This is a genomic window from Ancylobacter radicis (assembly GCF_018449475.1).
Classification (GTDB): domain Bacteria; phylum Pseudomonadota; class Alphaproteobacteria; order Rhizobiales; family Xanthobacteraceae; genus Ancylobacter; species Ancylobacter radicis.
In genome coordinates this window covers 81,937-105,340 of record NZ_JAHCQH010000012.1, presented here as the reverse complement: position 1 = coordinate 105,340, position 23,404 = coordinate 81,937, and the positions used below count along the sequence as shown (strand labels likewise).

The window sequence follows — 23,404 nt, the reverse complement described above, 5'->3', positions numbered from 1 at the left end:
CTGTCTCGGAACGAAAAGGCAAAAGGGGAGGGAGCGCCCGCTGCCGGGCGCCCCCGCGCGGCTTACTGGAAGGACGGGTCGATGATCTCGGCATAGGTGATCGGCTTCTTGATCTTGCCGAGGTCGGTCCAGATCTCATTGCCGAGGGCGATCACCTCGGTGACCTTGCCGGGCTTGGCGGGCGTGCCGAGGTAATCAATGGTCATCGCCTTGTCGTAGAACTTCACGCCCGAGGCGGCGTCGGCGAAGTCCTTCGGCTCGGAGAGATAGCCGCCGACGCCCTTGGCCATGATGGCATAGGCCTTTTCGGGGTTGGTCTTGATGTAGTCGACCGCCTTCTGCAGCGCGGCGACGAAGCCCTTCACGTCCTGCGGACGGTCCTTGATGACCGAGCAGGAGAATTCCAGCACGTCGACGATGACGCCGGGGGTGGCGGCGCTGTCGGTCAGCACCTTGCCGACATTCTTGGTCTTCACCAGCGTCAGGTTCGGCTCCCAGGTGACGGCTGCGGGCACCTGGCCGGCGATGAAGGCGGCGGCGGCGGCGTCGGCGCTCATGTTGAGCACTTCGACATCCTTGAGCGGCAGGCCCTGCTTCTTCATCAGGTAGGAGAACCAGAACTGCGAGGTCGAGCCCTCGTTCAGCGCCACCGTCTTGCCCTTGAGATCGGCCAGCGAGTTGATCTCCTTGAGCGAGACCATGCCGTCGCCGCCATGGCTCTCGTCGAACAGGGCGACCGCCTTGAAGCAGAAATTGTCCGAGCGGTACTTCAGGATCTCGTCCAGCGTGGTGGCGGTGCCGTCCAGCTTGCCGGCGGCCTGCGCGGCCATCGCCAGCGCGGAATCATCGACCACCTGGAACTCGGCGTCGACGCCGTTTTCCTTGAAGTAGCCGAGCTCCTTGGCGAGGTAGAGCGGGCCGTAGCCGACCCACACCGTGTGGCCGATGGAGATCTTGCCGGCGGCGGCCGGCTGGGCAACCGACGCGGCGAGCACGGCCCCGGTGAAGGCGCCGGCAAGGCACCGGCGGAAGGTGGTGGTCAGCATGGATGGTCTCCCTGTGGATCCGGCACTCGGGGACCCGGCACCTCACCCGAAGGCCGGTGGAACCCGTGATGAAGATCGCTCGGCGCGGGATCGGGAGTGTCTATTCTTAGCACCGCGAAACCGGCCTAGCGGCAAACAGTTAGCTTTCAGGGATGCGGCGCGTGCCAGCCTTTGAAAGCCGAAAAACGCTATGCCGAAACCGCTTCTTAGGCACGCCTATGTTTTGGGCGCCGCGCGCCCTTTCTTGTGTCAGCGGTGGCCCGCTCCGCGCGTCCGGCAGGTAAGCGCGCGGCCCGTGACTCCGGGCCGTTTTGCGCCCGTGCCGGCGCTGGCGCGTCAGCCGCGCGGCTTTGCCGACTGCTCGCAAAGCGAGCGGCGGATCACGCGCCGGCCGCGCGCTCGGTGGGAGCGTGGGTCGCGCCCTGAAGCGCGTGGTAGCGGCGGCTGAAATAGATCAGCCCTTCCGCGCCGTCGCCGCTGGCCAGGCCCACCACCTCGCAGAACAGCACGTCATGCGTGCCGACCTCGACCGTGCGGACGATGCGGCAGTCGAAGGCGGTGAGCGCGCCCACCAGCATCGGCGCCCCGGTCTGCGAGACGCGCCATTCGCCGCCGGCGAAGCGTTCCTCGACCGGTTTGCCGCCGCCGAACAGGTTGGACAGCGTCTCGTGGCCGGAGGCCAGCGTGTTGATGCAGACGACGCCATTGGCATGGACGGCGGCGCTGGCCGAGGAGCCCTTGTTGAGGCAGACCAGCAGCGTCGGCGGCTGGTCGGTGACCGAGCACACCGCCGAGGCGGTGAAGCCGTGCCGCCCACCCGGCCCGTCGGTGGTGACGATGTTCACGGCCGCGCCGAGGCGGGCCATGGCATCGCGATAGTCCTGCCGTGTCACCGCCGGTCCCGCGACGCTGTCGGCGCGCTCCGCGCTCTCGGCCTGCTGGCACTGTCCCATGACGATCTCCCTCGCTGCGAGGATGTTAAGTCGGCTAAAAATAGCGGACGGCCGGGGCCGCCCACCGGGGTCGCGATGCTCAGAACTCGCGCAGATTGTCGCGCAGCAGCTGGTGCTTGTATTCCTTGCGGGTCAGGCCGCGGGCCTGAAGCTCCGGCACCAGCCCGTCGCAGATTTCGGCGATGTAGCGGCGCGAGACGCGCAGCACCGGGGTGGTGATGAGGAAGCCGTCGCCGCCGATCTCGGCCATCGCCTCGCCCATCTTCTCGGCGACCTGGGCGGGGGTGCCGATCAGCTCCATCGAGGAGACGAGACCGCCGCCGCCGGCCGCCGCCAGCTCGCGCAGCGTCTTGCCCGAACCCCACTGCTGGAACTTGTCGAGCGTGCCGGATTCGCCGTTGGTCACCAGCTTCTCGGGCAGCGGCTTGTCGAGATCATATTTGGCGAAGTCGATCTCGGTGATGGCGGAGATCGAGATCAGCACGTCGGTGACGAAATTGTCGGACATGGTGACGTGCTCATAGCGGGCGCGGGCTTCCGCTTCGGTCTCGCCGAGGCTCGGGCAGACGCAGAAGAACACCTTGATGTCGTCGGGGTTGCGGCCCATCGCCTCGGCGCGGGCGCGGATGTCGGCGCGGAACGCCTTCATGCCCTCGACGCCATTGGCCACCGAGACGATGGCGTCGGCATAGCGCGCGGCGAAATCGCGCCCGCGCGGCGAGGCGCCGGCCTGCAGATAGACCGGGCGGCGCTGCGGCGAGGGCACGGTATTGAGCGGGCCGCGCACCTGATAATAGGTGCCCTTGTGGTCGATGGTGTGGACCTTGGAGCCGTCGGCATAGATGCCGTTCTTGCGGTCGAGCACCACGGCGTCCGGCTCCCAGCTGTTGAACAGCTTGTCGCAGACTTCCATGTATTCCTCGGCCATGGCGTAGCGGTCCTCGCGCGGAGGCAGCTTGTCCATGCCGAAATTCTTCGCCATCAGGTCCTCGGCCGAGGTGACGACGTTCCAGCCGAAGCGGCCCTTGGTCAGGCTGTCGATGGTCGAGGACAGGCGTGCCAGCATGAAGGGCGGGTAGGCCATGGTCGACATGGTGGCGACCACGCCGAGATGCTTGGTGGCCATGCCCATGGCCACCGCCAGCGGGGCGGGATCGGCCTTCGGCACCATCATGGCGTGCTTGAGCGAGATGTCGCGCGAGCCGCCATAGGTTTCCGGCACCATCAGCTTGTCCTCGATCATGATCAGATCGAAGCAGGCGCGCTCCATCGCCTGGGCCATCTCGATATAGAACTGCCCGTCCCACGGATTGCCGCCCTGGCCGAACGGCTCGCGCCACTCGTCGGGGGTGAAGTTCATGAACCAGGCGAGGTGGAAGGGCTTGGGGGCGGCATTGGGGGCGGCCGTGTCAGAGGCAGACATCGTTCAGTCCTTCACGAGAAGCCGCGCCGGCGCGGGGGTGCCGGGCGGGATCGCTGATGCGGGAGTAGGGGTGGATGAAACGAGGGTGAGGCGGACCTTCTCGCGCTCGGCCTCGAAGGCGCGCGATTCGCGCATCACCCGGCACTTCGCCTCGAAATCCGAGACGATGGTGGCGCCGAAGCGTTCGGGCGCCTGCGGGTCCTTGCGCGGGCGGTCCACGGCGATGACGCGGGTGCCGAGCAGGAAGGCCTCGGGCAGATCATGCGTGACCATGACGATGGTCATGCGGTTCTCTTCCCACAATTCGCGCACCAGCTCGTGCATGGATTTGCGGGTGCCGGGGTCGAGCGCGCCGAACGGCTCGTCGAGCAGCAGCACCTTCGGCTTCATGATCAGCGCCTGCGCCAAAGCGAGGCGCTGCTGCATGCCGCCGGACAGCTGGGCGGGGTACTTGCCGGCGTGCTCGGCAAGGCCGACGCGGGTGAGCAGCGTCATGGCCCGCGCCTCCAGCGCCCGGCGACGGGCGCCGAAGAACCGGCCGAGGATCGGCGCGCCGGCCCATTGCGGGCCGAGCATCACGTTTTCCAGCACGGTCTTGTGCGGGAACACGGAGTAACGCTGGAACACCACGCCGCGATCGGCGGTCGGCTCGGCGGCGATCGGCTCGCCGTCGATCAGGATTCGTCCGCGCGTGGGCACTTCCTGGGAGAGCAGAAGGCGCAGCAGCGTGGTCTTGCCGACGCCCGAGGGGCCAATGATGACGAGGAATTCGTGATCGTCGAGCGACAGGTTGACCTGTTCGAGCACGATCCGCTCGTCATATTCCTTCCAGACATTGTCGATGAGGATCGTGGTCATTCAGGCCGCCTTGATCCGGTCCCAGGGATAGGCGGCGGCGGCGAGCTTGCGCAGACCGTAATCCATCAGGAAGGCAAGCAGCGTGATCCAGGCGACATAGGGCAGGATCACGTCCATCGCGAGATAGCGGCGCACCAGGAAGATGCGGTAGCCGAGCCCGCCCTCCGCCGTGATCGCCTCGGCGGCGATGACGAACAGCCAGGCCGCGCCGAGCGAGAGGCGCACGGAATCGATGAGGCGCGGCATCACCTGCGGCAGCACCACGCCGGTCACCATCTGCCAGGTCGAGGCGCCCAGCGTCTGCGCCTTGATGATCTGCTCGGCCGGGATGGCGGCGACGCGCAGCATCACGTCGCGGATGATGAAGGGGGCGATGCCGAACACGATCAGCACGATCTTCGAGGCCTCGCCCAGCCCGAACAGGATGAACAGGATCGGCAGCACGGCGAGCGGGGGAATGAGCGAGAAGGCGGCGAAGAACGGCTCGAACATCGCCCTGAGGTAGGGGATGAAGCCGACGGTTATGCCCAGCACCAGCCCGAGCGCGGCGGCGATGCCGAGCCCGACGAACAGCCGCCAGAGCGAGAGCCAGGTGTCCCACCACAGGAGATACTGCTTGGTGGCGATGTCGAGCGTCGTCGCCAGCCGGGCCATCGCGGCATAGAAGGTGGAGAAGGCCGGCATCAGCTTGTCGTTCGGCTCGATGGCGAGCCGAGCATTCGAGGCGAGAAGATAGATCGCGATCACCGCCACGAAGGGCAGGGCGGCCAGGATCACCTTCACGCCGGGGCGGGGCGCGTAATTGATGATGCGACGCATGGTTTGGCCTCTGCTTCCCTCTCCCCGACGGGGAGAGGTGGCCCGCGAAGCGGGTCGGTGAGGGAGCTGCTTGGCTGCGGGGCGGGAGACAAGCCCCTCACCCCACCCCGCTCCCCCTCGGGGAGAGGGAGCTGCGCCCGGCTTTTTGGCGCGCGCTGTTGGCTCCTGTGAGCCCGCTCACAGCTTCCCGTCGACCGCCAGCTTGGTGAAGCTCGGGTTGATGCGCATCTTGATGTTGCCCTTGTCGCCGAGCACGGCGCCGCTGGCGACCTCGATGCCGATCGAGTCGACGCTGGTCGCGCCCTGACCGAACAGGCCCTGCTCGAAGCAGAAGGTGCGGATGCTGTCCCAGATCTTGGCGTTCTCGGCCGCGGTCAGGAAGTCATAGGCTTCCGCCGGGGTGTAGAAGAAGTGCGTGGTGTCGATCTGCGCCTGCAGGCCGCCGGCATCGGTGCCCATGGCGCTGGTCATCACCGCGCGCATTTCCTCGCCCTTGGCGCCGCCGGCCTTGAGGATGCCGAGCGCCTCGTACCAGGCGCCGATCACCGCCTTGGCGAAGTCCGGGTTGTCCTTCAGCACATCGGTCTTGCCGATGAACACGTCCATGATCTCGCCGGGGATCTGCGCGCTGTCGAACAGCTTGGTGGCGCCCTTCACCTTCAGCATGTCCTCGGTGAGCGGCTTCCACGAGACGGCGTGCTTCATCGCATCCTGCGAGATGAAGGCGGCGGCGATCTCGGCGTCGGAGATGTTGATCGCCTTGGCGGCGGTCGGATCGTTGATGCCGGCCTTCTGCAGCGCGCGGTTCAAGAGGTAGTGCGAGACGGAATATTGCAGCAGGTAGACGTCCTGCCCGGCCAGTTCCTTCACGTCCTTGGCGGTCTTGGAGACGATGAGGTCGTTGCCGTCGGAATAGTCGGTGATGAGGAAGACCGAGGTGTCCACCCCGCCGGCGGCCGGCATGGTCAGGCCGTCCATCGAGGCGACGCCGACCGCGTCGATATCGCCGGCGATGAACTGGTTGACGCCGCCGACATAATCATTGGTCTGCAGCAGGTCGACCTCGATGCCGTATTTGTCGGCCCACTTCTTCATGATGCCGGACTGCTTCATATAGGCGAACGGCATGAAGCCGATATAGACGGTGTAGGCGACCTTGAAGCTCTTCTTGGGAGCGGCTTCGGCTGCGTTCTGGGCGGCGCCGACGAGGGAGGCGGCAGTGATTCCGGCAAGAAGAACGGCGGCCCTGACGATGCGCTTCATGGGGGACGGCTCCTGGTCGCTTGAACGGGCGGGACCAGGTTATTAAACGTTGACTTAATACCGGCTGCAAGCCTAACAAATGAGCACGCCTAGCATATGGGCGAGGCAAAAAATTCCGTAGATTTACGGAGGGGACGACATGACCGCCAAGGCCGCCCGCAAGCGCCTTCAACCGACCGAACGGCGGGCGATGATCCTCGACGAAGCCTTGCGGCTGTTCGCGGAGCGCCATTTCTCCACGGTCACGGTGCGCGACATCGCCATGGTCTGCGAGATCAATGTCGGGCTGCTCTACCACTATTTCGACAATAAGGAGGACCTCGTCCGCCGCGCCCTTGCCCATGCCATCGACGAACTGGTGGCGGGCTATGAGGCACGCCGCGTGGCCTCCGCCGATCCGCTGGCGCAAATCCTCGCCTGGGTCGAGACCCATGCCGCGATCACCCCGACCATCACCCGCATGGTCAAGCTGATGGCCGATTACGCGACCTCCGGGATGCGCGACGGCGAACTCGATGCGCTGATCGCCGGCTTCTATTCGCGCGAGAAGATTCTGCTGGAGGATGCGCTGCAGCGCGGCGTGTCGAGCGGCGTCTTTCCCCCGCTCGACACCGCCCGGATGGCGCGGCGCATCGGCCTTGTGCTCGACGGCATCTTCTTCGCCGCGGCGAGCCGGGGCGACGACCGCATCGTCGAGGATGTGCGCGACCTCGCCGATTTCGTGCCGGTCATGCTCGGCGTCGCGCCGGCGGGCATGGGCGTCCGTGCGAATGCGCAAAGTCTTGTAAACGCGCCGATACAGATCACTGAACGGTGATTAGATGATAACCGTCATGATCTCCTAGCTTCCCCGGCAGGAGCGCACATCGGAATCGTCGCCGGCCGGGATGCCCGGCGGTTCCCGTCGGTGCGCCCTCATCCCCGATGGAGAGGGCGACATGAAATTTACACTCAACGGAACCGAGCGGACGATCGAGGCGGATGGCGACATGCCGCTGCTCTGGGCGGTCCGCGACATTGTCGGGCTCACCGGCACCAAATTCGGCTGCGGCGCGGCGCTGTGCGGCGCCTGCACCGTGCATGTGGACGGGGCCCCCGTCCGCTCCTGCCAGACCTCGCTGGCGGATGTCGAAGGCAAGAGCGTCACCACCATCGAGGGCGTGGGCGGCGAGGTCGGCACGGCGGTGGTCGCCGCCTGGCGCAAGCTCGACGTCGTGCAGTGCGGCTACTGCCAGTCCGGCCAGATCATGTCCGCCATCGGCCTGCTCAGCGAGAACCGCAAGCCCACAGATGAAGACATCGACGCCGCGATGGATGGCAATGTGTGCCGCTGCGCCACCTATCAGCGCATCCGGGCCGCCATCCACGACGCCGCCTCCAACCTCGCGTGAGCGCCATGCACCTCATCACACCGGATCACTACCGCCAGATGCTGGCGAGCCTCGCGCCGGCGACGGTTCCTTCCCGTCGCAACTTCATCAAGGGCCTCGCCGCCGCCGGTGGCGCGCTCGTCATCGGCGTGCATTTCCAGGCCGGCAAGGCCTTCGCCGCGACCGCCGCCGGCGGCCCGGCCGCCGCGCCGATGCCCAACGCCTTCGTGCGCATCGCGCCCGACAGCACGGTGACGGTGCTGATCAAGCATCTCGACATGGGCCAGGGCGTCACCACCGGCCTCGCCACCATCGTCGCCGAGGAACTCGACGCCGACTGGAGCCAGATGCGCGCGGCCTTCGCCCCGGCCAACCCGCAGCTCTACAACAACCTCGCCTTCGGCCCGATCCAGGGCACGGGCGGCTCGACCTCGACCGCCAATAGCTGGGAGCAGCTGCGCAAGGCCGGCGCCGCCGCGCGGCAGATGCTGATCGCCGCCGCCGCTCAAGAATGGGGCGTGCCGGCCTCCAGCATCACCATCGCGAAGGGCGTGCTGACGAGCGGCACCCGTACCGGCTCCTTCGGCGCGTTCGCGGAAGCCGCCGCCAAGCTGCCGGTGCCGGCCGAGGTGACGCTGAAGGACCCCAAGGACTTCACGCTCATCGGCACCAAGCTGCCGCGCCTCGATTCCGCCGCCAAGACCGACGGCACCGCGATCTATGCGCTCGACATCCGCCGGCCGGGCATGCTCACCGCCGTGGTGCGCCGGCCCGACCGCTTCGGCGCGACGCTCAAGAGCTTCGACGCCAGCGCGGCGAAGAAGGTGCCGGGCGTGGTCGAGGTGGTGGCGGTGCCGAGCGGCGTCGCCGTGCTCGCCACCAACACCTGGGCGGCGATGCAGGGCCGCGAGGCGCTCACCGACATCGTCTGGGACGAGAGCGGCGCGGAAATGCGCGGCACGGCCGAGCTGACGGAGGAATACCGCGCTCTTGCCAAAACGCCCGGCAAGCCGGCGGCGCGCCGGGGCGACGCGGTGAAGGGGCTGGCCGGTGCGGCCAAGACCGTTGAGGCCGAGTTCGCCTTCCCCTATCTCGCCCATGCGCCGATGGAGCCGCTCAACTGCGTCATCGAGAAGACGGCGGAGGGTGTGACCATCACCACCGGCTCGCAGTTCCAGACCATCGAGCAGGGCGTGACGGCGTCCATTCTCGGCCTCAAGCCCGAACAGGTGAAAATCGAGACGGTGTGGGCCGGCGGCTCCTTCGGCCGGCGCGCCAACATCCCCGCCGACTACATCGCCGAGGCCGCGACCATCCTCAAGGCGACGGACGGGCGCGCCCCGGTGCATCTCGTCTGGACCCGCGAGGACGACATAAAGGGCGGTTTCTACCGGCCGATGTTCCTGCACACGGTGCGCGCCGGGGTGACCGCCGACGGCAAGATCGCCGGCTGGGAGCAGCGGATCGTCGGCCAGTCCTTCATCATCGACACGCCGTTCGAGGCGTTCATGGTGAAGGAAGGGGTGGACGGCACCTCGGTGGAGGGCGCCTCCGACACCAATTACGCCATCGGCAATTTCGCGGTCGATCTGCACACGCCGAAGGTGAAGGTGCCGACGCTGTGGTGGCGCTCGGTCGGCCACACCCACACCGCCCATGTGGTGGAGGTGATGATCGACGAGCTGGCCCATGCCGCCGGACGCGATCCCGTCGAGTTCCGGCTGGAGCTGCTGACCGACAAGCCGCGCCACACCGCCGTGCTGAAACTCCTCGCCGAGAAGGCGAAGTGGGGGCCGAAGGCCGGGCCGGGCAAGGGGCGCGGCATCGCCCTGCATGAGAGCTTCAACTCGGTGGTCGGCAGCGTCATCGACGTGTCGGTGGTGAACGGCCAGATCAAGGTCGAACGCGTGATCTGCGCGGTCGATTGCGGCATCGCCATCAACCCGGACGTGGTGGCGGCGCAGATCGAGGGCGGCGTCGGCTTCGGCCTCGGCGCGGCGCTGCATGACGAGATCACGCTCGACAAGGGCGTGGTCGAGCAGGCCAATTTCGACACCTATATCCCGCTGCGGATGTCGGAAATGCCCAAGGTCGAGGTGCATATCCTGCCCTCCGCCAACGCCCCCACCGGCATTGGCGAGCCGGGCGTGCCGGGCGTCGCCCCGGCGCTGTCCAACGCCATCTTCGACGCCACCGGCCAGCGGCTGCGTTCGCTGCCGTTCCGGCTCGAAGACTTCAAGGCTTAGGCACGCCTTAGATCGACAGGAGAAGGCCGGCGTGAGCCGGCCTTTTTCATGAGGTCGCCACCGCCCGCATCGCGGCCTTTCAAAGCGAGGCGATGGTTCCCATCGTGTGGACCAGCGCGTCGAACACCACGCGGTGGCGCGCGCTGGCCTTCAGATCTTCATGCATGACGATGGCCACCGGCAGGTCGAGCGCGAAAGCGTCCGGCAGCACGGGCACGAGGTCCGGCTCGCGCCGGGCGATCGCCGCCTGGCAGAAGCCGATGCCGAAGCCGGCGCGGATGGCCGCGAGCTGCGCGAGGTCGCTGTCGCTGCGCAGCGCATAGGCCGCGCGCCCCAGCATCGGATAGCGCGCCATCACCGCGCGGATCGCCGGGGTCTCGCTGTCGAAGCCGATCAGATCGTGGCCGACGAGATCGTCGAGGCTTTCCGGCAGGCCCTTGCGCGCGACATAGGCGCGGTGGGCATGCAGCCCGATGCGCAGCGGCGGCAGGTGCCGGGCGAGCAGCGCCTGCTGCGCCGGCGGGGCCATGCGCACGGCGATGTCGGCGGCGCGCTCCAGCACGTTCTCCACCGCATTGGTCAGTACCAGCTCGATGACGAGACGGGGATGGCTCGCCCGCAAATCCGCCAGTACCGGCGGCAAATGGATGGCGCCGACCACCTCGGAGGCGCTGACCCGTACCGTGCCGCGCACCTCGCCTGTGGCGCCCGAGGCGGCGCGCCGCAGCGCCGCGGCATTGGCGGCCAGCGCGCGGGCATAGGGGCCAAGGTCGATGGCGAGGTCGGTGGGCGCGAGCCCGCGCGGCGAGCGCAGGAAAAGCTGCGCCCCGAGCGCCTGTTCCAGCGCGTCGAGATGGCGGGCGATGGTCGGCTGCGTCAGGCCGAGCCGGCGCGCGGCGCCGGAGAGCGAACGCTCCTTCAGCACGGCGAGGAAGGAGCGGTACAGGTCCCAGCCCGGTTCGTCAGTCATACGTTTATGTATAGCAATGCCACGGATTTCGACAATTCCGTTGCACTCTTTGCAGGCCGATCATCGCGCCATCAACCACGGGAGGTCGCGATGACGACGAAGACGGTTCTGGTGCTGGGGGCGACGGGCGGGATTGGCGGCGCGATGGCGCACACGCTGCTCGCTCGCGGCTGGCAGGTGCGCGCGCTCACCCGCAGCGGCACGCCCGGCCTGAGGGACGGCATCCTCTGGCAGCGCGGCGATGCGCTGGCGGCGGCGGATGTGGCGCGCGCGGCGGAGGGCGCGTCGCTCATCGTCCATGCGGTGAACCCGCCCGGCTATCGCGACTGGGACCGGCTGGTGCTGCCGATGCTGGCCAACACGCTCGCCGCCGCCCGCGCGGGCGGGGCGCGCCTGTTGCTGCCGGGCACGGTGTATAATTACGGCCCGGACGTCTTCGCCCCCGGCGCGCCGCTCATCACTGAGGACGCGCCGCAGGCGCCGCTCACCCGCAAGGGGGCGATCCGCGTGGCGATGGAGCGGGAGCTGGAAGCCGCCGCGGCGCGCGGCGACAGCCCGGTGCTGATCGTGCGCGCCGGCGACTATTTCGGGCCGCAGGCCGCCAATAACTGGTTCGGTCAGGTGCTGGTGAAAGCCGGGACCGCGCCACGTTCGATCCAGTATCCCGGCCGCGCCGGGGTCGGGCACCAATGGGCCTATCTGCCGGATGTCGCGGAGACCATGGCGCGGCTGGTCGAGCGCGACGACCTGCCCGCCTTCGCCCGCTTCCACATGGACGGGCACTGGGACGACGACGGCACGCGGATGATCGGGGCCATCCGCCGGGTGCTTGGCGCGCCGGATCTGCCGGTCAAGGCGTTCCCCTGGACACTGGCCCGCCTTGCCTCGCCGGTGGTGCCGCTGTTCCGGGAGCTGATGGAGATGCGCTATCTCTGGCAAGAGCCGGTGCGGCTGGACAATGGCCGGCTGCGCGCCACGCTGGGGGCGGAGCCGCACACGCCGCTCGACGAAGCGGTGCGGGCGAGCCTGATCGGCCTTGGATGCCTCAGAGCTGCGCCGCAGACCTCAGGCGGGCCGGATCTCCGGCAGGAATTCGGCGCCGCGCCGTGACAGGAACTCGGTGAGCGCGGCGGCGGGCGGGGTCTGGCGCTTGGCGGTGCGCTTGACCACGAACCATTGCCGCACCACCGGCAGCCCCTCGACATCGAGCGTCGCCAGCCGGTGGTCGGCGATTTCGGCGGCGATGGTGTGGGCGGAGAGGAAGGCGAGGCCGAGGCCCGCCATCACCGCCTGCTTGATGGTCTCGTTGGAGCCGATCTCCATGGCGATGCGCGGCTCGATCCCGGCATCCTGAAAGAACCGCTCCATCAGCCCGCGCGTGCCCGAGCCCGGCTCGCGCACCAGAAAGCTCGCGCTGGCCAGCGCCGCGGGGGCGATCCGCCTTCCGAGCAGCGGGTGGTCGGTGGGGGCGATGATGACATGGGGGTGCTCGCCGATCGGGTATTTGTCGACCTCCATGTCGACCGGCGGGCGGCCGGTGATGGCAAGATCGATGGCGTCGCCGCGCAGCGCGGCGATGATCTCCTCGCGATTGCCGACGCTCAGCACCACGTCGATGCCGGGATGCAGCCGGGCGAAGGCGCCGAGCGCGCTGGGCACGAAATATTTCGCGGTGGACACCAGCCCGACCGCCACCCGCCCGGATTTCAGCCCCTTCATCGCGTCGAGCGCGGCGGCGCAATCGGCAATGGCCGCCTCGACGCGGGAGACGGCGGCGAGCACCTCGCGCCCGGCCGCGCTCGGCTGGAACCGGTCGCCCGCGCGGTCGAGCAGCGGCAGGCCGAGATGCTCCTCGAGCAACTGCACCTGCATCGTCACCGCCGGCGGCGTGACGTTCAGCTTGCGGGCCGCGCCGGTAACCGTGCCGGTATCGACGACGGCGGCGAGGGCCCGAAGCTGCTTGAGCGTGGCATTACGCATGCACCATTACGCTTCAGCTAAATTGAAAAGGTATCAAAGAATATTCGAATTTCCTTAGTTCAACAAGTCGGGCAGTGTTGTCAGCAACAAGAGGCGTCCGCCGCTTCGGGTCCCCCACTCGAAGGCTCAACGGAAACGACACGCCAAAGGGCAAAAAGCCCTCACATAACCGGGGAAACGCCAATGACACGCCCGACCTTGGACGATCACCTTTCGGGGTGGTCGCAGACCAATGAGCTGCGCCGCGACGTCGCGGCCGCCATCCGCGCCCTTGCCGGCGCCGGTATCCGGATTTCCGAGCTGCTTGCCGCCGGCCCGCTCGCGGGAGCCCTGGCCACGGTACGCGGCTATCATGAGGACGGCGACAGCCAGAAGGAGCTGGACGTCCTCGCCGACGATCTGGTGCGTGACGCCCTGCGCGCCACCCCGGTCGCGCTCTACGGCTCCGAGGAGGCCGAACAGGCCGAGGCGCTCAGCGCCACCGGCACGCTCGCCGTCGCCGTCGATCCGCTGGATGGTTCGTCCAACATCGACAGCAATATGAGCGTCGGCACGATCTTCTCGATCCTGCCCCATGTCGGGCCTGATTCCCTGCTCCAGCCGGGCTCGGCGCAGCTCGCCGCCGGCTTTCTGGTGTACGGGCCGCAGACCTCGCTGGTGCTGACCGTGGGCGAGGGCACGCAGATCTTCGTGCTGGACCGCGCCAGCGGCGCCTTCGTGCTCGCCGAGGCGGCGGCCGCGGTCGCCCTGGAAACCGCCGAATACGCGGTCAACGGCTCCAATGAGCGGCACTGGGACCACGCCATACGCTGCTATGTGGATGACTGCCGGGCCGGCGCCGATGGCCCGCGCGCCAAGGATTTCAACACCCGCTGGGTCGCCTCCATGGTGGCCGATGTCTACCGCATCCTGGTGCGGGGCGGGGTCTATCTCTATCCGGGCGACGCGCGCCAGGGCTACCACACCGGCCGGCTGCGGCTGGTCTATGAGGCCAACCCGGTCGCCTTCCTGATGCAACAGGCGCATGGCGCGGCCACCGATGGGCGCGTGTCGATCCTCGAACTCCAGCCGACGCATCTGCACCAGCGCGTGCCGCTGGTCTTCGGCTCACGCTGCGAAGTCGAACGCATCGCCCGCTATCACCTGGATTCCGCCGCCATGCCGGAGCGTTCGCCGCTCTTTGGCCGGCGCGGCCTGCTGCGCGCCTGAAGGGGCCGGTACCATGTCGATCCATTACCCGATCATTTCCGTCACCGGTTCGTCAGGCGCCGGGACCACCTCGGTCCGCCGGATCTTCGAGCAGATCTTCCGCCGGGAGAACGTGACCGCCGCCTATATCGAGGGCGACGCCTTCCACCGCTATGACCGCTCCGAGATGAAGCGCGTGATGGCCGAGGAGGCCGGGCGCGGCAACCACCACTACAGCCATTTCGGGCCCGATTCGAACCTGTTCGAGGAACTGGAAGAGACCTTCCGCTCCTATTCCAAGACCGGCACCGGCAAGTCCCGCCACTATGTCCATGACGACAAGGAAGCGGAGGAATATGGCGGCGCGCCCGGCACCTTCACCGCGTGGGAACAGATCCCGACGCCGACCGACCTGCTGTTCTATGAGGGCCTGCACGGCGCGGTGATCAGCGGCAATGTCGATGTCGCCCGTTATGCCGACCTGAAGATCGGCGTCGTGCCGGTGATCAATCTCGAATGGATCCAGAAGATCCACCGCGACCGCTCGCATCGCGGCTATTCCACCGAGGCGGTGACCGACACCATCCTGCGGCGCATGCCGGACTATGTGAATTACATCTGCCCGCAATTCGCGCAGACCGACATCAACTTCCAGCGCGTACCGACGGTCGACACCTCGAACCCGTTCATCGCCCGCTGGATCCCGACGGCCGACGAATCGATCGTCGTCATCCGCTTCAAGAATCCGCGCGGCATCGACTTCCCCTATCTGCTCTCGATGATCGAGGGCTCATGGATGAGCCGTGCCAATTCCATCGTGATCCCCGGCGGCAAGCTCGACATCGCGATGCAGCTCATTCTCACCCCGATGATCCTCAACCTCGTCGAGAAGAAGCGGCGGGCTGCATGAGCCGGGAGGACAGCATGTTGACCAGCAATTCCACCACCAGCCAATCTGCCGACGCCCTCGGCGAGACCCCGCTCAACGATATGGCCAACGCGCTGCGCGCGCTGTCCATGGACGCGGTCGAAAAGGCCAAGTCCGGGCATCCCGGCATGCCCATGGGCATGGCGGATGTGGCGACCGCCCTGTTCAGCCGCTTCATGAAGATCGATCCGAGCCGGCCCGATTGGGCCGATCGCGACCGCTTCGTCCTGTCGGCCGGCCATGGCTCGATGCTGCTTTATTCGATCCATCATCTGCTCGGCTATGCCGATATGGGGATGGACCAGATCCGCAGCTTCCGCCAGCCCGGCGCCATCACCGCCGGCCATCCCGAGCATGGCCACACGCTGGGCGTGGAGACCACCACCGGCCCGCTCGGCCAGGGCCTGACCACGGCGGTCGGCATGGCGCTCGCCGAGCGCATGCTCAATGCCCGCTTCGGCGACGATCTGGTCGATCACCACACCTATGTGATCGCCGGCGATGGCTGCCTGATGGAAGGCATCTCGCAGGAAGCGATCGACCTCGCCGGGCATCTGAAGCTGTCGAAGCTCATCGTGCTGTGGGACGATAACGGCATCTCGATCGACGGGCGGACCTCGCTCTCGACCTCGACCGACCAGCTCGCCCGCTTCGCCGCCGCCGGCTGGGACGCGCTCTCCGTGGACGGCCACGCGCCCCATGCGGTGATCGACGCCCTCGCCGAGGCGCGCGACAGCGACCGGCCGACGCTGATCGCCTGCCGCACCACGATCGGCTTCGGCGCGCCGACCAAGGCGGGAACGGAAGCGGTTCACGGCGCCCCGCTCGGCGCCGCCGAGATCGAGGGCGCCCGCGCCCGGCTCGGCTGGAACTATCCGCCCTTCGAGGTGCCCGATCATGTGCGCGCCGCCTGGGCCGGCATCGCCCAGCGTGGCCGCGCCGCCCGCGAGGCCTGGGAGGGACGGCTCGCCGCCTCGCCCGCGCGCACCGCCTTCACCGTGGCGATGGACGGCGAATTGCCGGCCGATTTCGACGAGAAGCTGGTCGCCTACAAGAAGGAACTGAGCGCGACCGCCCCGAGCGTCGCCAGCCGCAAGGCCTCCGAAATGGTGCTGGGCGTGGTCAATGCCGCGACCGACCTCACCCTCGGCGGCTCGGCCGACCTGACCCACTCGAACCTGACCCACACCAAGGGTCTGGTCCCGGTGACGCCGGGCAACTATGCCGGCCGTTACCTGCATTACGGCATCCGCGAGCACGCCATGGCCGCGGTGATGAACGGTCTCGCCCTGCATCGCGGCTTCATCCCCTATGGCGGCACCTTCATGGTGTTCTCGGACTATGCCCGCGGGGCGATGCGGCTCTCGGCGCTGATGGGCCAGCGTGTGGTCTATGTGCTGACCCACGATTCCATCGGCCTCGGCGAGGACGGGCCGACGCACCAGCCGGTCGAGCATCTCGCCATGCTCCGGGCGACGCCGAACCTCAACGTGTTCCGCCCCGCCGACGCGGTGGAGACGCTGGAGGCCTGGCAGCTCGCGCTCCATGCGGAGGGCACGCCCTCGGTGCTGGCGCTCTCGCGGCAGAACCTGCCGACCTTCCGCACCAAGCATGCGGAGGAGAACCTCACCGGCTACGGCGCCTATGTGGCGAAGAAGCCGAAGCGCCGGCGCGACGTGACGCTGCTGGCCACCGGCTCGGAGGTCGAGATCGCCTTCAAGGCGGCCGAGCTTCTGGAGGCGCGCGGGGTCGATGCCGCCATCGTCTCCATGCCCTGCTGGGAGCTGTTCGAGAAGCAGAGCCCGGATTACCGCCGCGCCGTGCTCGGCACCGCCCCGCGCGTCGGCATCGAGGCCGCCGCCCGGCTCGGCTGGGACCGCTGGATCGGCGAACGCGGCCGCTTCGTCGGCATGACCGGCTTCGGCGCCTCGGCGCCGGCGCCCGCCCTCTACGAGCAGTTCAACATCACACCGGAAGCCGTGGTCGATGCGACCTGCGAGCTTCTGACCTGCGCCTGAGCCGGAGACCGATCATGGCCCGCATCACCCTTCGCCAGCTCCTCGACCATGCGGCCGAGCAGGGCTATGGCGTTCCCGCCTTCAACATCAACAATATGGAGCAGGGCCTCGCCATTCTCGAGGCGGCCCATGCCGTGGACGCGCCGGTCATCATGCAGGCCAGCCGCGGCGCCCGCTCCTACGCCAACGACATCATGCTCGCCCGCATGATCGAGGCGCTGGCCGAGATGTACCCGCATATCCCGATCTGCATGCATCAGGACCACGGGAACAACGAGGCGACCTGCCTCTCGGCGATCCAGCACGGCTTCACCTCGGTAATGATGGACGGCTCGCTGATGGAGGACGCCAAGACCCCGGCGGACTATGAGTACAACGTCGCCATCACCCGCCGCGTGGTCGATGCCGCGCACTGGGTCGGGGCGTCCGTCGAGGGCGAACTCGGCGTGCTCGGCTCGCTGGAGCACGGCGCCGGCGAGCAGGAGGACGGGCATGGCGCCGAGGGCGCGCTCAGCCACGACCAGCTGCTGACCGATCCCGACCAGGCGGTGGACTTCGTCGCCCGCACCAAGGTCGACGCGCTCGCCATCGCCATGGGCACCTCGCACGGCGCCTATAAATTCTCGCGCAAGCCGGACGGCGACATCCTCGCCATGAACATCATCGAGGAGATCCATCGCCGGCTACCGAACGTGCATCTGGTGATGCACGGCTCCTCCTCGGTGCCGCAGGCGTTGCAGGATCTGTTCAACGCCTCGGGCGGCGAGATGCCCCAGACCTGGGGCGTGCCGGTCGAGGAGATCGTGCGCGGCATCCGCCACGGCGTGCGCAAGGTCAATATCGACACCGATTGCCGCCTCGCCATGACCGCGCAGTTCCGCAAGGTGGCGCAGGCCAACAGGTCGGAATTCGACCCGCGCAAATTCCTGAAGCCCGCCATGGACGCGATGCGCGACCTCTGCCGCGAGCGGTTCGAGCAGTTCGGCACGGCGGGCCAGGCCTCCAAGATCAAGGTCCTGCCGCTCGCGGCGATGGCCAAACGCTACGCCTCGGGCGCGCTCGATCCGGTGATCGGCGGGGCCCGCGCGGCGGCGGAATGAACGAGCCCGCGCCCGGCGCGGGATCACGAACCAATACGAGGGAAACGACCGGCGCGCGCCGCATGTCAGGCGCGCCCACGGCAACGCCACAGGAGCGAGATCGATGAACGCGATCGACAAGACGACCACGGCCGAGACCAAGCGCGACCGCTACGCCGCCGGCGTGATGGAATACCGCAAGATGGGCTATTGGGAGCCCGATTACGAGCCGAAGGACACCGACGTCATCGCCCTGTTCCGCGTCACCCCGCAGGACGGCGTCGACCCGATCGAGGCCTCGGCGGCGGTGGCCGGCGAAAGCTCGACCGCGACCTGGACGGTGGTCTGGACCGACCGCCTCACCGCGCACGACAAGTACCGCGCCAAGTGCTACCGGGTCGATCCGGTGCCGAATTCGCCCGGCTCCTATTTCGCCTATATCGCCTATGATCTCGACCTGTTCGAGAACGGCTCGATCGCCAACCTCTCGGCCTCGATCATCGGCAATGTGTTCGGCTTCAAGCCGCTCAAGGCGCTGCGCCTTGAGGACATGCGCCTGCCGGTCGCCTATGTGAAGACCTTCGACGGCCCGGCCACCGGCATCGTCGTGGAGCGCGAGCGGCTCGACAAGTTCGGCCGGCCGCTGCTCGGCGCCACCGTGAAGCCCAAGCTCGGCCTGTCCGGCCGCAATTACGGCCGCGTGGTCTATGAGGCGCTCAAGGGCGGCCTCGACTTCACCAAGGACGACGAGAACATCAACTCGCAGCCCTTCATGCACTGGCGCGACCGTTTCCTCTACTGCATGGAAGCGGTGAACAAGGCGCAGGCGCAGACCGGCGAGATCAAGGGCACCTATCTCAACATCACCGCCGGTACGATGGAGGAGATGTATGAGCGCGCCGAGTTCGCCAAGAGCCTCGGCTCCAACATCGTGATGATCGACCTGATCATCGGCTATACGGCGATCCAGTCCATGGCCAAGTGGGCGCGCCGCAACGACATGATCCTGCATCTGCACCGCGCCGGCCACTCGACCTATACGCGCCAGAAGTCGCACGGCGTCTCCTTCCGCGTCATCACCAAGTGGATGCGCCTGGCCGGTGTCGACCACATCCATGCCGGCACCGTGGTCGGCAAGCTGGAGGGCGACCCCCACACCACCAAGGGCTATTACGACCTGTGCCGCGAGGATTTCGTGCCGCAGAACCTCGCCCACGGCATCTTCTTCGACCAGCCCTGGGCCTCGACCCGCAAGCTGATGCCGGTGGCCTCCGGCGGCATCCATGCGGGCCAGATGCACCAGTTGATCGACCTGCTCGGCGAGGATGTGGTGCTCCAGTTCGGCGGCGGCACGATCGGCCATCCGATGGGCATCCAGGCCGGCGCGCAGGCCAACCGCGTGGCGCTGGAATGTATGATCCTCGCCCGCAATGAGGGCCGCGACATTCTCCATGAGGGCCCGGAAATCCTCAAGGAGGCGGCGCGCCACTGTCTGCCGCTGAAGCAGGCGCTGGAGACCTGGAAGGACGTGACCTTCAACTACTCCTCCACCGACACGCCCGATTTCGTGCCGCAGGCCACCGCGGCGGAGTGACCCCCTCGCGGCGGGTTCGCGCTTCTCTCCGCCGTCATGGCCGGGCTTGTCCCGGCCATCCACGACTTCCCTTTCGGGACGACGACAAGGCGTGGATCCCCGGGCCAAGCCCGGGGATGACGGCAAAGGGGCACTCGCCGCTTCGCGACTTTTCTCCTGGGCTCCTGATCTGCACGGCGCTGCGCGCCGCTTGTCCGGGGCACGACAAACGAGGACACCACCATGCGCATCACCCAGGGAGCCTTCTCCTTCCTGCCGGACCTCACCGACGAGCAGATCGCCAAGCAGGTGCAGTACTGCATCGACAAGGGCTGGGCGGTGAATGTCGAGTTCACCGACGACCCGCATCCCCGCAACACCTATTGGGAGATGTGGGCCATGCCGATGTTCGACGTGAAGGACGCCGCCGGCGTCATGTTCGAGCTGAACGAGTGCCGCAAGACCTATGGCGGCCGGCAGTACATCCGCATCAGCGCCTTCGACGCCACCCATACGTGGGAATCGCTGCGCCTGTCCTTCATCACCGACCGTCCTGCCGACGAGCCCGGCTTCGCGCTGGAGCGTCAGGAAGTCGATGGCCGGGCGATGCGCTACACCACGCGCTCCTATGCGGCGAACCAGCCCGAGGGCTCGCGCTACTGATCCCCTATCGCTGACCCGGCGCGCCCAGCTGCGCCGGGTCAGCCTCCCGATCCGTCGGTCTCCCTCTACTCCCCCGACGGAACTATCGCGGTCGCCTCGGTTTCCTCCCCGACCGCGAGGGACCGATTCCGGAATGCCGCGCCCGGAATCGGTCCCCCTTTCTTTTTGCCGGGCATGCGCCCCCACGCGCCCCCGGCGCGCCGCCGCCCTCCGTCCAAGGAGCCTCCCATGGATGCCGTGATCGACGATCCTGCCGTCACCACTGCCCCCCCGCAGGTGCCCGAGGCCATCGACCTGCGCGCCGAATTCGTCTCCAGCGGCCTCGCCGAGGTTCTCGATGAGCTGGACCGCGATCTGGTCGGCCTCGGCCCGGTGAAAAGCCGGCTGCGCGAAATCGGCGCGCTGCTGCTGGTCGACCGCGCCCGCGCCCGTTTCGGCCTGCAGGCGGTGAGCCCGACGCTGCATATGAGTTTCACCGGCAATCCCGGTACCGGCAAGACCACGGTGGCGCTGCGCATGGCGCAGATCCTCCACCGGCTCGGTTATGTCCGCAAAGGCCATCTCGTCACCGTGACGCGCGACGATCTGGTCGGCCAGTACATCGGCCACACCGCGCCCAAGACCAAGGAAATCCTCAAAAAGGCGATGGGCGGCGTGCTGTTCATCGACGAGGCCTATTACCTCTACCGGCCGGAAAACGAGCGCGATTACGGGCAGGAGGCGATCGAGATCCTCCTGCAGGTGATGGAGAACCAGCGCGACGATCTGGTCGTCATCCTCGCCGGCTATGCCGACCGGATGGAGCGTTTCTTCACCGCCAATCCCGGCTTCCGCTCGCGCGTCGCGCATCACATCGACTTCCCCGACTATTCCGGCGGGGAGCTGGAGGCGATCGGCGGGCGCATTCTCGGCCAGATGAATTACCGGCTCAGCCCTGCCGCGCAGGAGGCGTTCCATCGCTATGTCGAGCTGCGCATGGCGCAGCCGCATTTCGCCAATGGGCGCTCGGTCCGCAACGCGCTCGACCGCGCCCGGCTGCGCCAGGCCAACCGCCTGTTCGCCGGGGACAAGCCGGTGACGGCCGATGATCTCAGCACCCTTGAGGCCGAGGACATTCTGGCCAGCCGGGTGTTTTCCGGCGGCATCGACAGCTACCCGCCGCTGCCGGGGCGGTGACAGGACGAAGCCCCCGTCATGGCCGGGCTTGGCCCGGCCATCCACGTCTTGGCGGGTGGACAACAAGTCGTGGATCCCCGGGCCAAGCCCGGGGATGACGGCGCGCCAAGCGGCCTGCCCGGACCCACCGATCTTTCCTAAGGAGACCCCCATGCCCCTCATCGCCCCCTCCATGCTGGCCTCGGACTTCGCCCGTCTCGGCGAGGAGGTGCGCGACGTGGTGAGCGCCGGTGCCGACTGGATCCATCTCGACGTGATGGACGGGCATTTCGTGCCGAACATCACCTTCGGTCCGGATGTCATCAAGGCGATGCGCCCGCACACCGACAAGGTGTTCGACGTGCATCTGATGATCGAGCCGGTGGAGCCCTATATCGAGGCCTTCGCCAAGGCCGGCGCCGATGTCATCACCGTGCAGGCGGAGGCGACCCGCCATCTCGACCGCTGCCTCCAGCTGATCCGCTCGCTCGGCAAGAAGGCGGGCGTGGCGCTGAACCCGGCGACGCCGGAGAGCACGGTCGCCTATGTGCTCGACAAATGCGACCTCATCTGCGCCATGACGGTCAATCCCGGCTTTGGCGGGCAGAGCTTCATCCCCGACGTGCTGCCCAAGGTGGCGCGGCTGCGGGCGATGATCGGCGAGCGGCCGATCCATCTCGAGATCGACGGCGGGGTGAACCCGCAGACCGGCGCGCAATGCGTCGCGGTCGGCGCCAATGTGCTGGTTGCCGGCTCCGCCGTGTTCAAGGGCGGCGTGGAAGGCTACCGCGCCAATATCAGCGCCATCCGCAGCGCCTGTGCTCAGGTTCGCGCGGCGGCGTAGTTCAGCGGCGTTGCCGGGCTCAGCGCAGCGCGTCCTCGGTCAGGCTGAGGATCAGCACCTGCCGGGCGGCGGCGGGGATGGAGGGCGAGGCGCGCACCTCGATATCGAGCGAGGGCCGCTTCGACTGCACCAGCGTCGCCATCTTGTTCGCCACATCGCCGCTGGACGGGTGATAGGACAGGGTGTTGGAACTCGGCGCGGCGACGCCGGTGTCGGAGACCACGACCTCGAAACCGGCCGCCTTGAGGATATTGGTGAAGGCCTCCACCCGCGCCGCCGGCACGCTGGCGACCGGGGCGAACAGCCGCACCGTGTAGCCGTCGCCGAGCGCGGCGGGCCTGGGCGGCGGTTCGGGCACGACCGGCGCCTCGGCCACAGCGGCCCCGTTCGCCGGGGCTCCCGTCGCCGGCGGGGCGGCGAGAGGTTCGCCTGCCGTGCCGGCCAGCGGCTCGGCGGCGGGGGCTGAAGACTGCGCCGGGGCCGGGGGCTGAACCGGGGGCGCGGCCTGCGGCGCCATCGCGACCGGCGCGGGGGTCGCGGCCGCCGGCGGGGCGTTCTCCGCAAGCGATGCGGTGGCTTCCGCCAGACGGTTCTCCATTCCCACCAGTGCGGTGCGCAGCGTGGCGAGTTCCCCGCGCAGCGCGGCGCTCTGCTGGGCGCTGATGCCGGCCAGCACCACGGCGATCAGCACGAGGATGCCGGCCACCAGCAGCATCGCCCGGTTGGCGCCGGTGCGGGCCGGGGAAGCCTGTTCGGATGGCGCAGCGGACGAGGCGGCGGGGCGGCGCGATTCCAGCTCCAGCCGGCGGCTCTCGATATCGAGCCGGCGCATATCCACCTTGAGCTGCTCGATGCCGAGCCAGCGTTGGAACTCCTGCGGGTCCTGCGGCGGGCCCTTGGCGCGGGCCGCGGCCGGAGCCGACGCCTGAGCCGGTGCTACGGCCGCCGGTTCCGGGGTCTCGGCGGCCGGGCGGGAATCATCCAGCGAGGGTTCGCGCTTGTCCATGCTTCACTCCGAAGGCCACGCC

At 68.0% G+C, this 23,404-nt stretch carries 21 protein-coding genes; 12 read left to right on the top strand and 9 right to left on the bottom strand.

Annotated features, from left to right (window positions below; all coding sequences use genetic code 11):
• Nucleotides 1-62: 62 nt before the first annotated feature.
• From KIP89_RS02465 to KIP89_RS02440, 6 genes are all read right to left on the bottom strand, one after another.
• Complete coding sequence (locus KIP89_RS02465; protein WP_213753825.1) at nt 63-1,046, bottom strand: ABC transporter substrate-binding protein; 984 nt, start codon at nt 1,044-1,046, stop codon at nt 63-65.
• 380 nt (nt 1,047-1,426) lie between these two features.
• Nucleotides 1,427-1,999: a flavin reductase gene (locus tag KIP89_RS02460; protein WP_213753824.1), complete on the bottom strand. Its 573-nt coding sequence runs from the start codon at nt 1,997-1,999 to the stop codon at nt 1,427-1,429.
• Nucleotides 2,000-2,078: 79 nt separating this feature from the next.
• A complete protein-coding gene (locus tag KIP89_RS02455) occupies nt 2,079-3,422 on the bottom strand; it encodes an NtaA/DmoA family FMN-dependent monooxygenase (RefSeq protein WP_250152151.1) in 1,344 nt (447 codons plus the stop codon).
• A gap of 3 nt (nt 3,423-3,425) precedes the next feature.
• A complete protein-coding gene (locus KIP89_RS02450; protein ID WP_250152150.1) occupies nt 3,426-4,280 on the bottom strand; it encodes an ABC transporter ATP-binding protein in 855 nt (284 codons plus the stop codon).
• Nucleotides 4,281-5,099, bottom strand: coding sequence for an ABC transporter permease (locus tag KIP89_RS02445; RefSeq protein ID WP_213753823.1), 819 nt, complete (start codon nt 5,097-5,099; stop codon nt 4,281-4,283).
• A gap of 177 nt (nt 5,100-5,276) precedes the next feature.
• A complete protein-coding gene (locus KIP89_RS02440) occupies nt 5,277-6,362 on the bottom strand; it encodes a putative urea ABC transporter substrate-binding protein (RefSeq protein WP_213753822.1) in 1,086 nt (361 codons plus the stop codon).
• A gap of 139 nt (nt 6,363-6,501) precedes the next feature.
• On the opposite strand from KIP89_RS02440, the gene KIP89_RS02435 reads away from it, so the two are divergent.
• The 3 genes from KIP89_RS02435 (at nt 6,502) to KIP89_RS02425 (ending at nt 9,978) form a co-directional block, all read left to right on the top strand.
• The gene (locus KIP89_RS02435) at nt 6,502-7,179 is read left to right on the top strand and encodes a TetR/AcrR family transcriptional regulator (protein WP_213753821.1); all 678 of its coding nucleotides are present in this window, start codon (nt 6,502-6,504) and stop codon (nt 7,177-7,179) included.
• A gap of 121 nt (nt 7,180-7,300) precedes the next feature.
• Entirely contained in the window at nt 7,301-7,753 is a 453-nt protein-coding gene (locus tag KIP89_RS02430; RefSeq protein ID WP_213753820.1) for a (2Fe-2S)-binding protein, read from the top strand.
• Nucleotides 7,754-7,758: 5 nt separating this feature from the next.
• Nucleotides 7,759-9,978: a xanthine dehydrogenase family protein molybdopterin-binding subunit gene (locus KIP89_RS02425; RefSeq protein WP_213753819.1), complete on the top strand. Its 2,220-nt coding sequence runs from the start codon at nt 7,759-7,761 to the stop codon at nt 9,976-9,978.
• A gap of 79 nt (nt 9,979-10,057) precedes the next feature.
• Here the strand turns inward: KIP89_RS02425 and KIP89_RS02420 are convergent, their stop codons facing one another.
• Nucleotides 10,058-10,948, bottom strand: coding sequence for a LysR family transcriptional regulator (locus tag KIP89_RS02420; protein ID WP_213753818.1), 891 nt, complete (start codon nt 10,946-10,948; stop codon nt 10,058-10,060).
• Between the two features lie 90 nt (nt 10,949-11,038).
• Here KIP89_RS02420 and KIP89_RS02415 point away from each other — a divergent pair, with 90 nt between their 5' ends.
• Nucleotides 11,039-12,058, top strand: a complete 1,020-nt coding sequence (locus KIP89_RS02415; protein WP_213753817.1) for an NAD-dependent epimerase/dehydratase family protein — start codon at nt 11,039-11,041, stop codon at nt 12,056-12,058.
• On the opposite strand, the gene KIP89_RS02410 is transcribed toward KIP89_RS02415, so the two are convergent.
• Entirely contained in the window at nt 12,014-12,928 is a 915-nt protein-coding gene (locus tag KIP89_RS02410; protein WP_213753816.1) for a LysR family transcriptional regulator, read from the bottom strand. The two genes, KIP89_RS02415 and KIP89_RS02410, sit on opposite strands and share 45 nt — an antisense overlap.
• A 183-nt stretch (nt 12,929-13,111) precedes the next feature.
• Between KIP89_RS02410 and KIP89_RS02405 the strand changes: the two genes are divergently transcribed.
• From KIP89_RS02405 to rpe, 8 genes are all read left to right on the top strand, one after another.
• Nucleotides 13,112-14,137: a class 1 fructose-bisphosphatase gene (locus KIP89_RS02405; RefSeq protein ID WP_213753815.1), complete on the top strand. Its 1,026-nt coding sequence runs from the start codon at nt 13,112-13,114 to the stop codon at nt 14,135-14,137.
• 13 nt (nt 14,138-14,150) lie between these two features.
• Nucleotides 14,151-15,026, top strand: coding sequence for a phosphoribulokinase (locus KIP89_RS02400; protein ID WP_213753814.1), 876 nt, complete (start codon nt 14,151-14,153; stop codon nt 15,024-15,026).
• A 14-nt stretch (nt 15,027-15,040) separates the two neighbouring features.
• Complete coding sequence (gene tkt / locus KIP89_RS02395; RefSeq protein ID WP_213753813.1) at nt 15,041-17,062, top strand: transketolase; 2,022 nt, start codon at nt 15,041-15,043, stop codon at nt 17,060-17,062.
• Between the two features lie 14 nt (nt 17,063-17,076).
• Nucleotides 17,077-18,162: a class II fructose-bisphosphate aldolase gene (fba, locus tag KIP89_RS02390; RefSeq protein WP_213753812.1), complete on the top strand. Its 1,086-nt coding sequence runs from the start codon at nt 17,077-17,079 to the stop codon at nt 18,160-18,162.
• Between the two features lie 103 nt (nt 18,163-18,265).
• Nucleotides 18,266-19,735, top strand: a complete 1,470-nt coding sequence (locus tag KIP89_RS02385; RefSeq protein WP_213753811.1) for a form I ribulose bisphosphate carboxylase large subunit — start codon at nt 18,266-18,268, stop codon at nt 19,733-19,735.
• 222 nt (nt 19,736-19,957) lie between these two features.
• Complete coding sequence (locus tag KIP89_RS02380; RefSeq protein WP_213753810.1) at nt 19,958-20,377, top strand: ribulose bisphosphate carboxylase small subunit; 420 nt, start codon at nt 19,958-19,960, stop codon at nt 20,375-20,377.
• Nucleotides 20,378-20,605: 228 nt separating this feature from the next.
• On the top strand, nt 20,606-21,553 hold the full coding sequence (gene cbbX, locus KIP89_RS02375) for a CbbX protein (protein ID WP_213753809.1): 948 nt from the start codon (nt 20,606-20,608) through the stop codon (nt 21,551-21,553).
• 151 nt (nt 21,554-21,704) lie between these two features.
• Complete coding sequence (gene rpe, locus KIP89_RS02370) at nt 21,705-22,376, top strand: ribulose-phosphate 3-epimerase (protein ID WP_213753808.1); 672 nt, start codon at nt 21,705-21,707, stop codon at nt 22,374-22,376.
• Nucleotides 22,377-22,395: 19 nt separating this feature from the next.
• On the opposite strand, the gene KIP89_RS02365 is transcribed toward rpe, so the two are convergent.
• The gene (locus tag KIP89_RS02365) at nt 22,396-23,382 is read right to left on the bottom strand and encodes a hypothetical protein (protein WP_213753807.1); all 987 of its coding nucleotides are present in this window, start codon (nt 23,380-23,382) and stop codon (nt 22,396-22,398) included.
• Nucleotides 23,383-23,404: the final 22 nt, after the last annotated feature.

What these genes read in the sequence shown, in the direction of transcription:
- KIP89_RS02465 (WP_213753825.1), bottom strand. Translation starts at nt 1,046, where the DNA reads ATGCTGACCACCACCTTCCGCCGGTGCCTTGCCGGCGCCTTCACCGGG.
- KIP89_RS02460 (WP_213753824.1), bottom strand. Translation starts at nt 1,999, where the DNA reads ATGGGACAGTGCCAGCAGGCCGAGAGCGCGGAGCGCGCCGACAGCGTC.
- KIP89_RS02455 (WP_250152151.1), bottom strand. Translation starts at nt 3,422, where the DNA reads ATGTCTGCCTCTGACACGGCCGCCCCCAATGCCGCCCCCAAGCCCTTC.
- KIP89_RS02450 (WP_250152150.1), bottom strand. Translation starts at nt 4,280, where the DNA reads ATGACCACGATCCTCATCGACAATGTCTGGAAGGAATATGACGAGCGG.
- KIP89_RS02445 (WP_213753823.1), bottom strand. Translation starts at nt 5,099, where the DNA reads ATGCGTCGCATCATCAATTACGCGCCCCGCCCCGGCGTGAAGGTGATC.
- KIP89_RS02440 (WP_213753822.1), bottom strand. Translation starts at nt 6,362, where the DNA reads ATGAAGCGCATCGTCAGGGCCGCCGTTCTTCTTGCCGGAATCACTGCC.
- KIP89_RS02435 (WP_213753821.1), top strand. Translation starts at nt 6,502, where the DNA reads ATGACCGCCAAGGCCGCCCGCAAGCGCCTTCAACCGACCGAACGGCGG.
- KIP89_RS02430 (WP_213753820.1), top strand. Translation starts at nt 7,301, where the DNA reads ATGAAATTTACACTCAACGGAACCGAGCGGACGATCGAGGCGGATGGC.
- KIP89_RS02425 (WP_213753819.1), top strand. Translation starts at nt 7,759, where the DNA reads ATGCACCTCATCACACCGGATCACTACCGCCAGATGCTGGCGAGCCTC.
- KIP89_RS02420 (WP_213753818.1), bottom strand. Translation starts at nt 10,948, where the DNA reads ATGACTGACGAACCGGGCTGGGACCTGTACCGCTCCTTCCTCGCCGTG.
- KIP89_RS02415 (WP_213753817.1), top strand. Translation starts at nt 11,039, where the DNA reads ATGACGACGAAGACGGTTCTGGTGCTGGGGGCGACGGGCGGGATTGGC.
- KIP89_RS02410 (WP_213753816.1), bottom strand. Translation starts at nt 12,928, where the DNA reads ATGCGTAATGCCACGCTCAAGCAGCTTCGGGCCCTCGCCGCCGTCGTC.
- KIP89_RS02405 (WP_213753815.1), top strand. Translation starts at nt 13,112, where the DNA reads ATGACACGCCCGACCTTGGACGATCACCTTTCGGGGTGGTCGCAGACC.
- KIP89_RS02400 (WP_213753814.1), top strand. Translation starts at nt 14,151, where the DNA reads ATGTCGATCCATTACCCGATCATTTCCGTCACCGGTTCGTCAGGCGCC.
- tkt (WP_213753813.1), top strand. Translation starts at nt 15,041, where the DNA reads ATGTTGACCAGCAATTCCACCACCAGCCAATCTGCCGACGCCCTCGGC.
- fba (WP_213753812.1), top strand. Translation starts at nt 17,077, where the DNA reads ATGGCCCGCATCACCCTTCGCCAGCTCCTCGACCATGCGGCCGAGCAG.
- KIP89_RS02385 (WP_213753811.1), top strand. Translation starts at nt 18,266, where the DNA reads ATGAACGCGATCGACAAGACGACCACGGCCGAGACCAAGCGCGACCGC.
- KIP89_RS02380 (WP_213753810.1), top strand. Translation starts at nt 19,958, where the DNA reads ATGCGCATCACCCAGGGAGCCTTCTCCTTCCTGCCGGACCTCACCGAC.
- cbbX (WP_213753809.1), top strand. Translation starts at nt 20,606, where the DNA reads ATGGATGCCGTGATCGACGATCCTGCCGTCACCACTGCCCCCCCGCAG.
- rpe (WP_213753808.1), top strand. Translation starts at nt 21,705, where the DNA reads ATGCCCCTCATCGCCCCCTCCATGCTGGCCTCGGACTTCGCCCGTCTC.
- KIP89_RS02365 (WP_213753807.1), bottom strand. Translation starts at nt 23,382, where the DNA reads ATGGACAAGCGCGAACCCTCGCTGGATGATTCCCGCCCGGCCGCCGAG.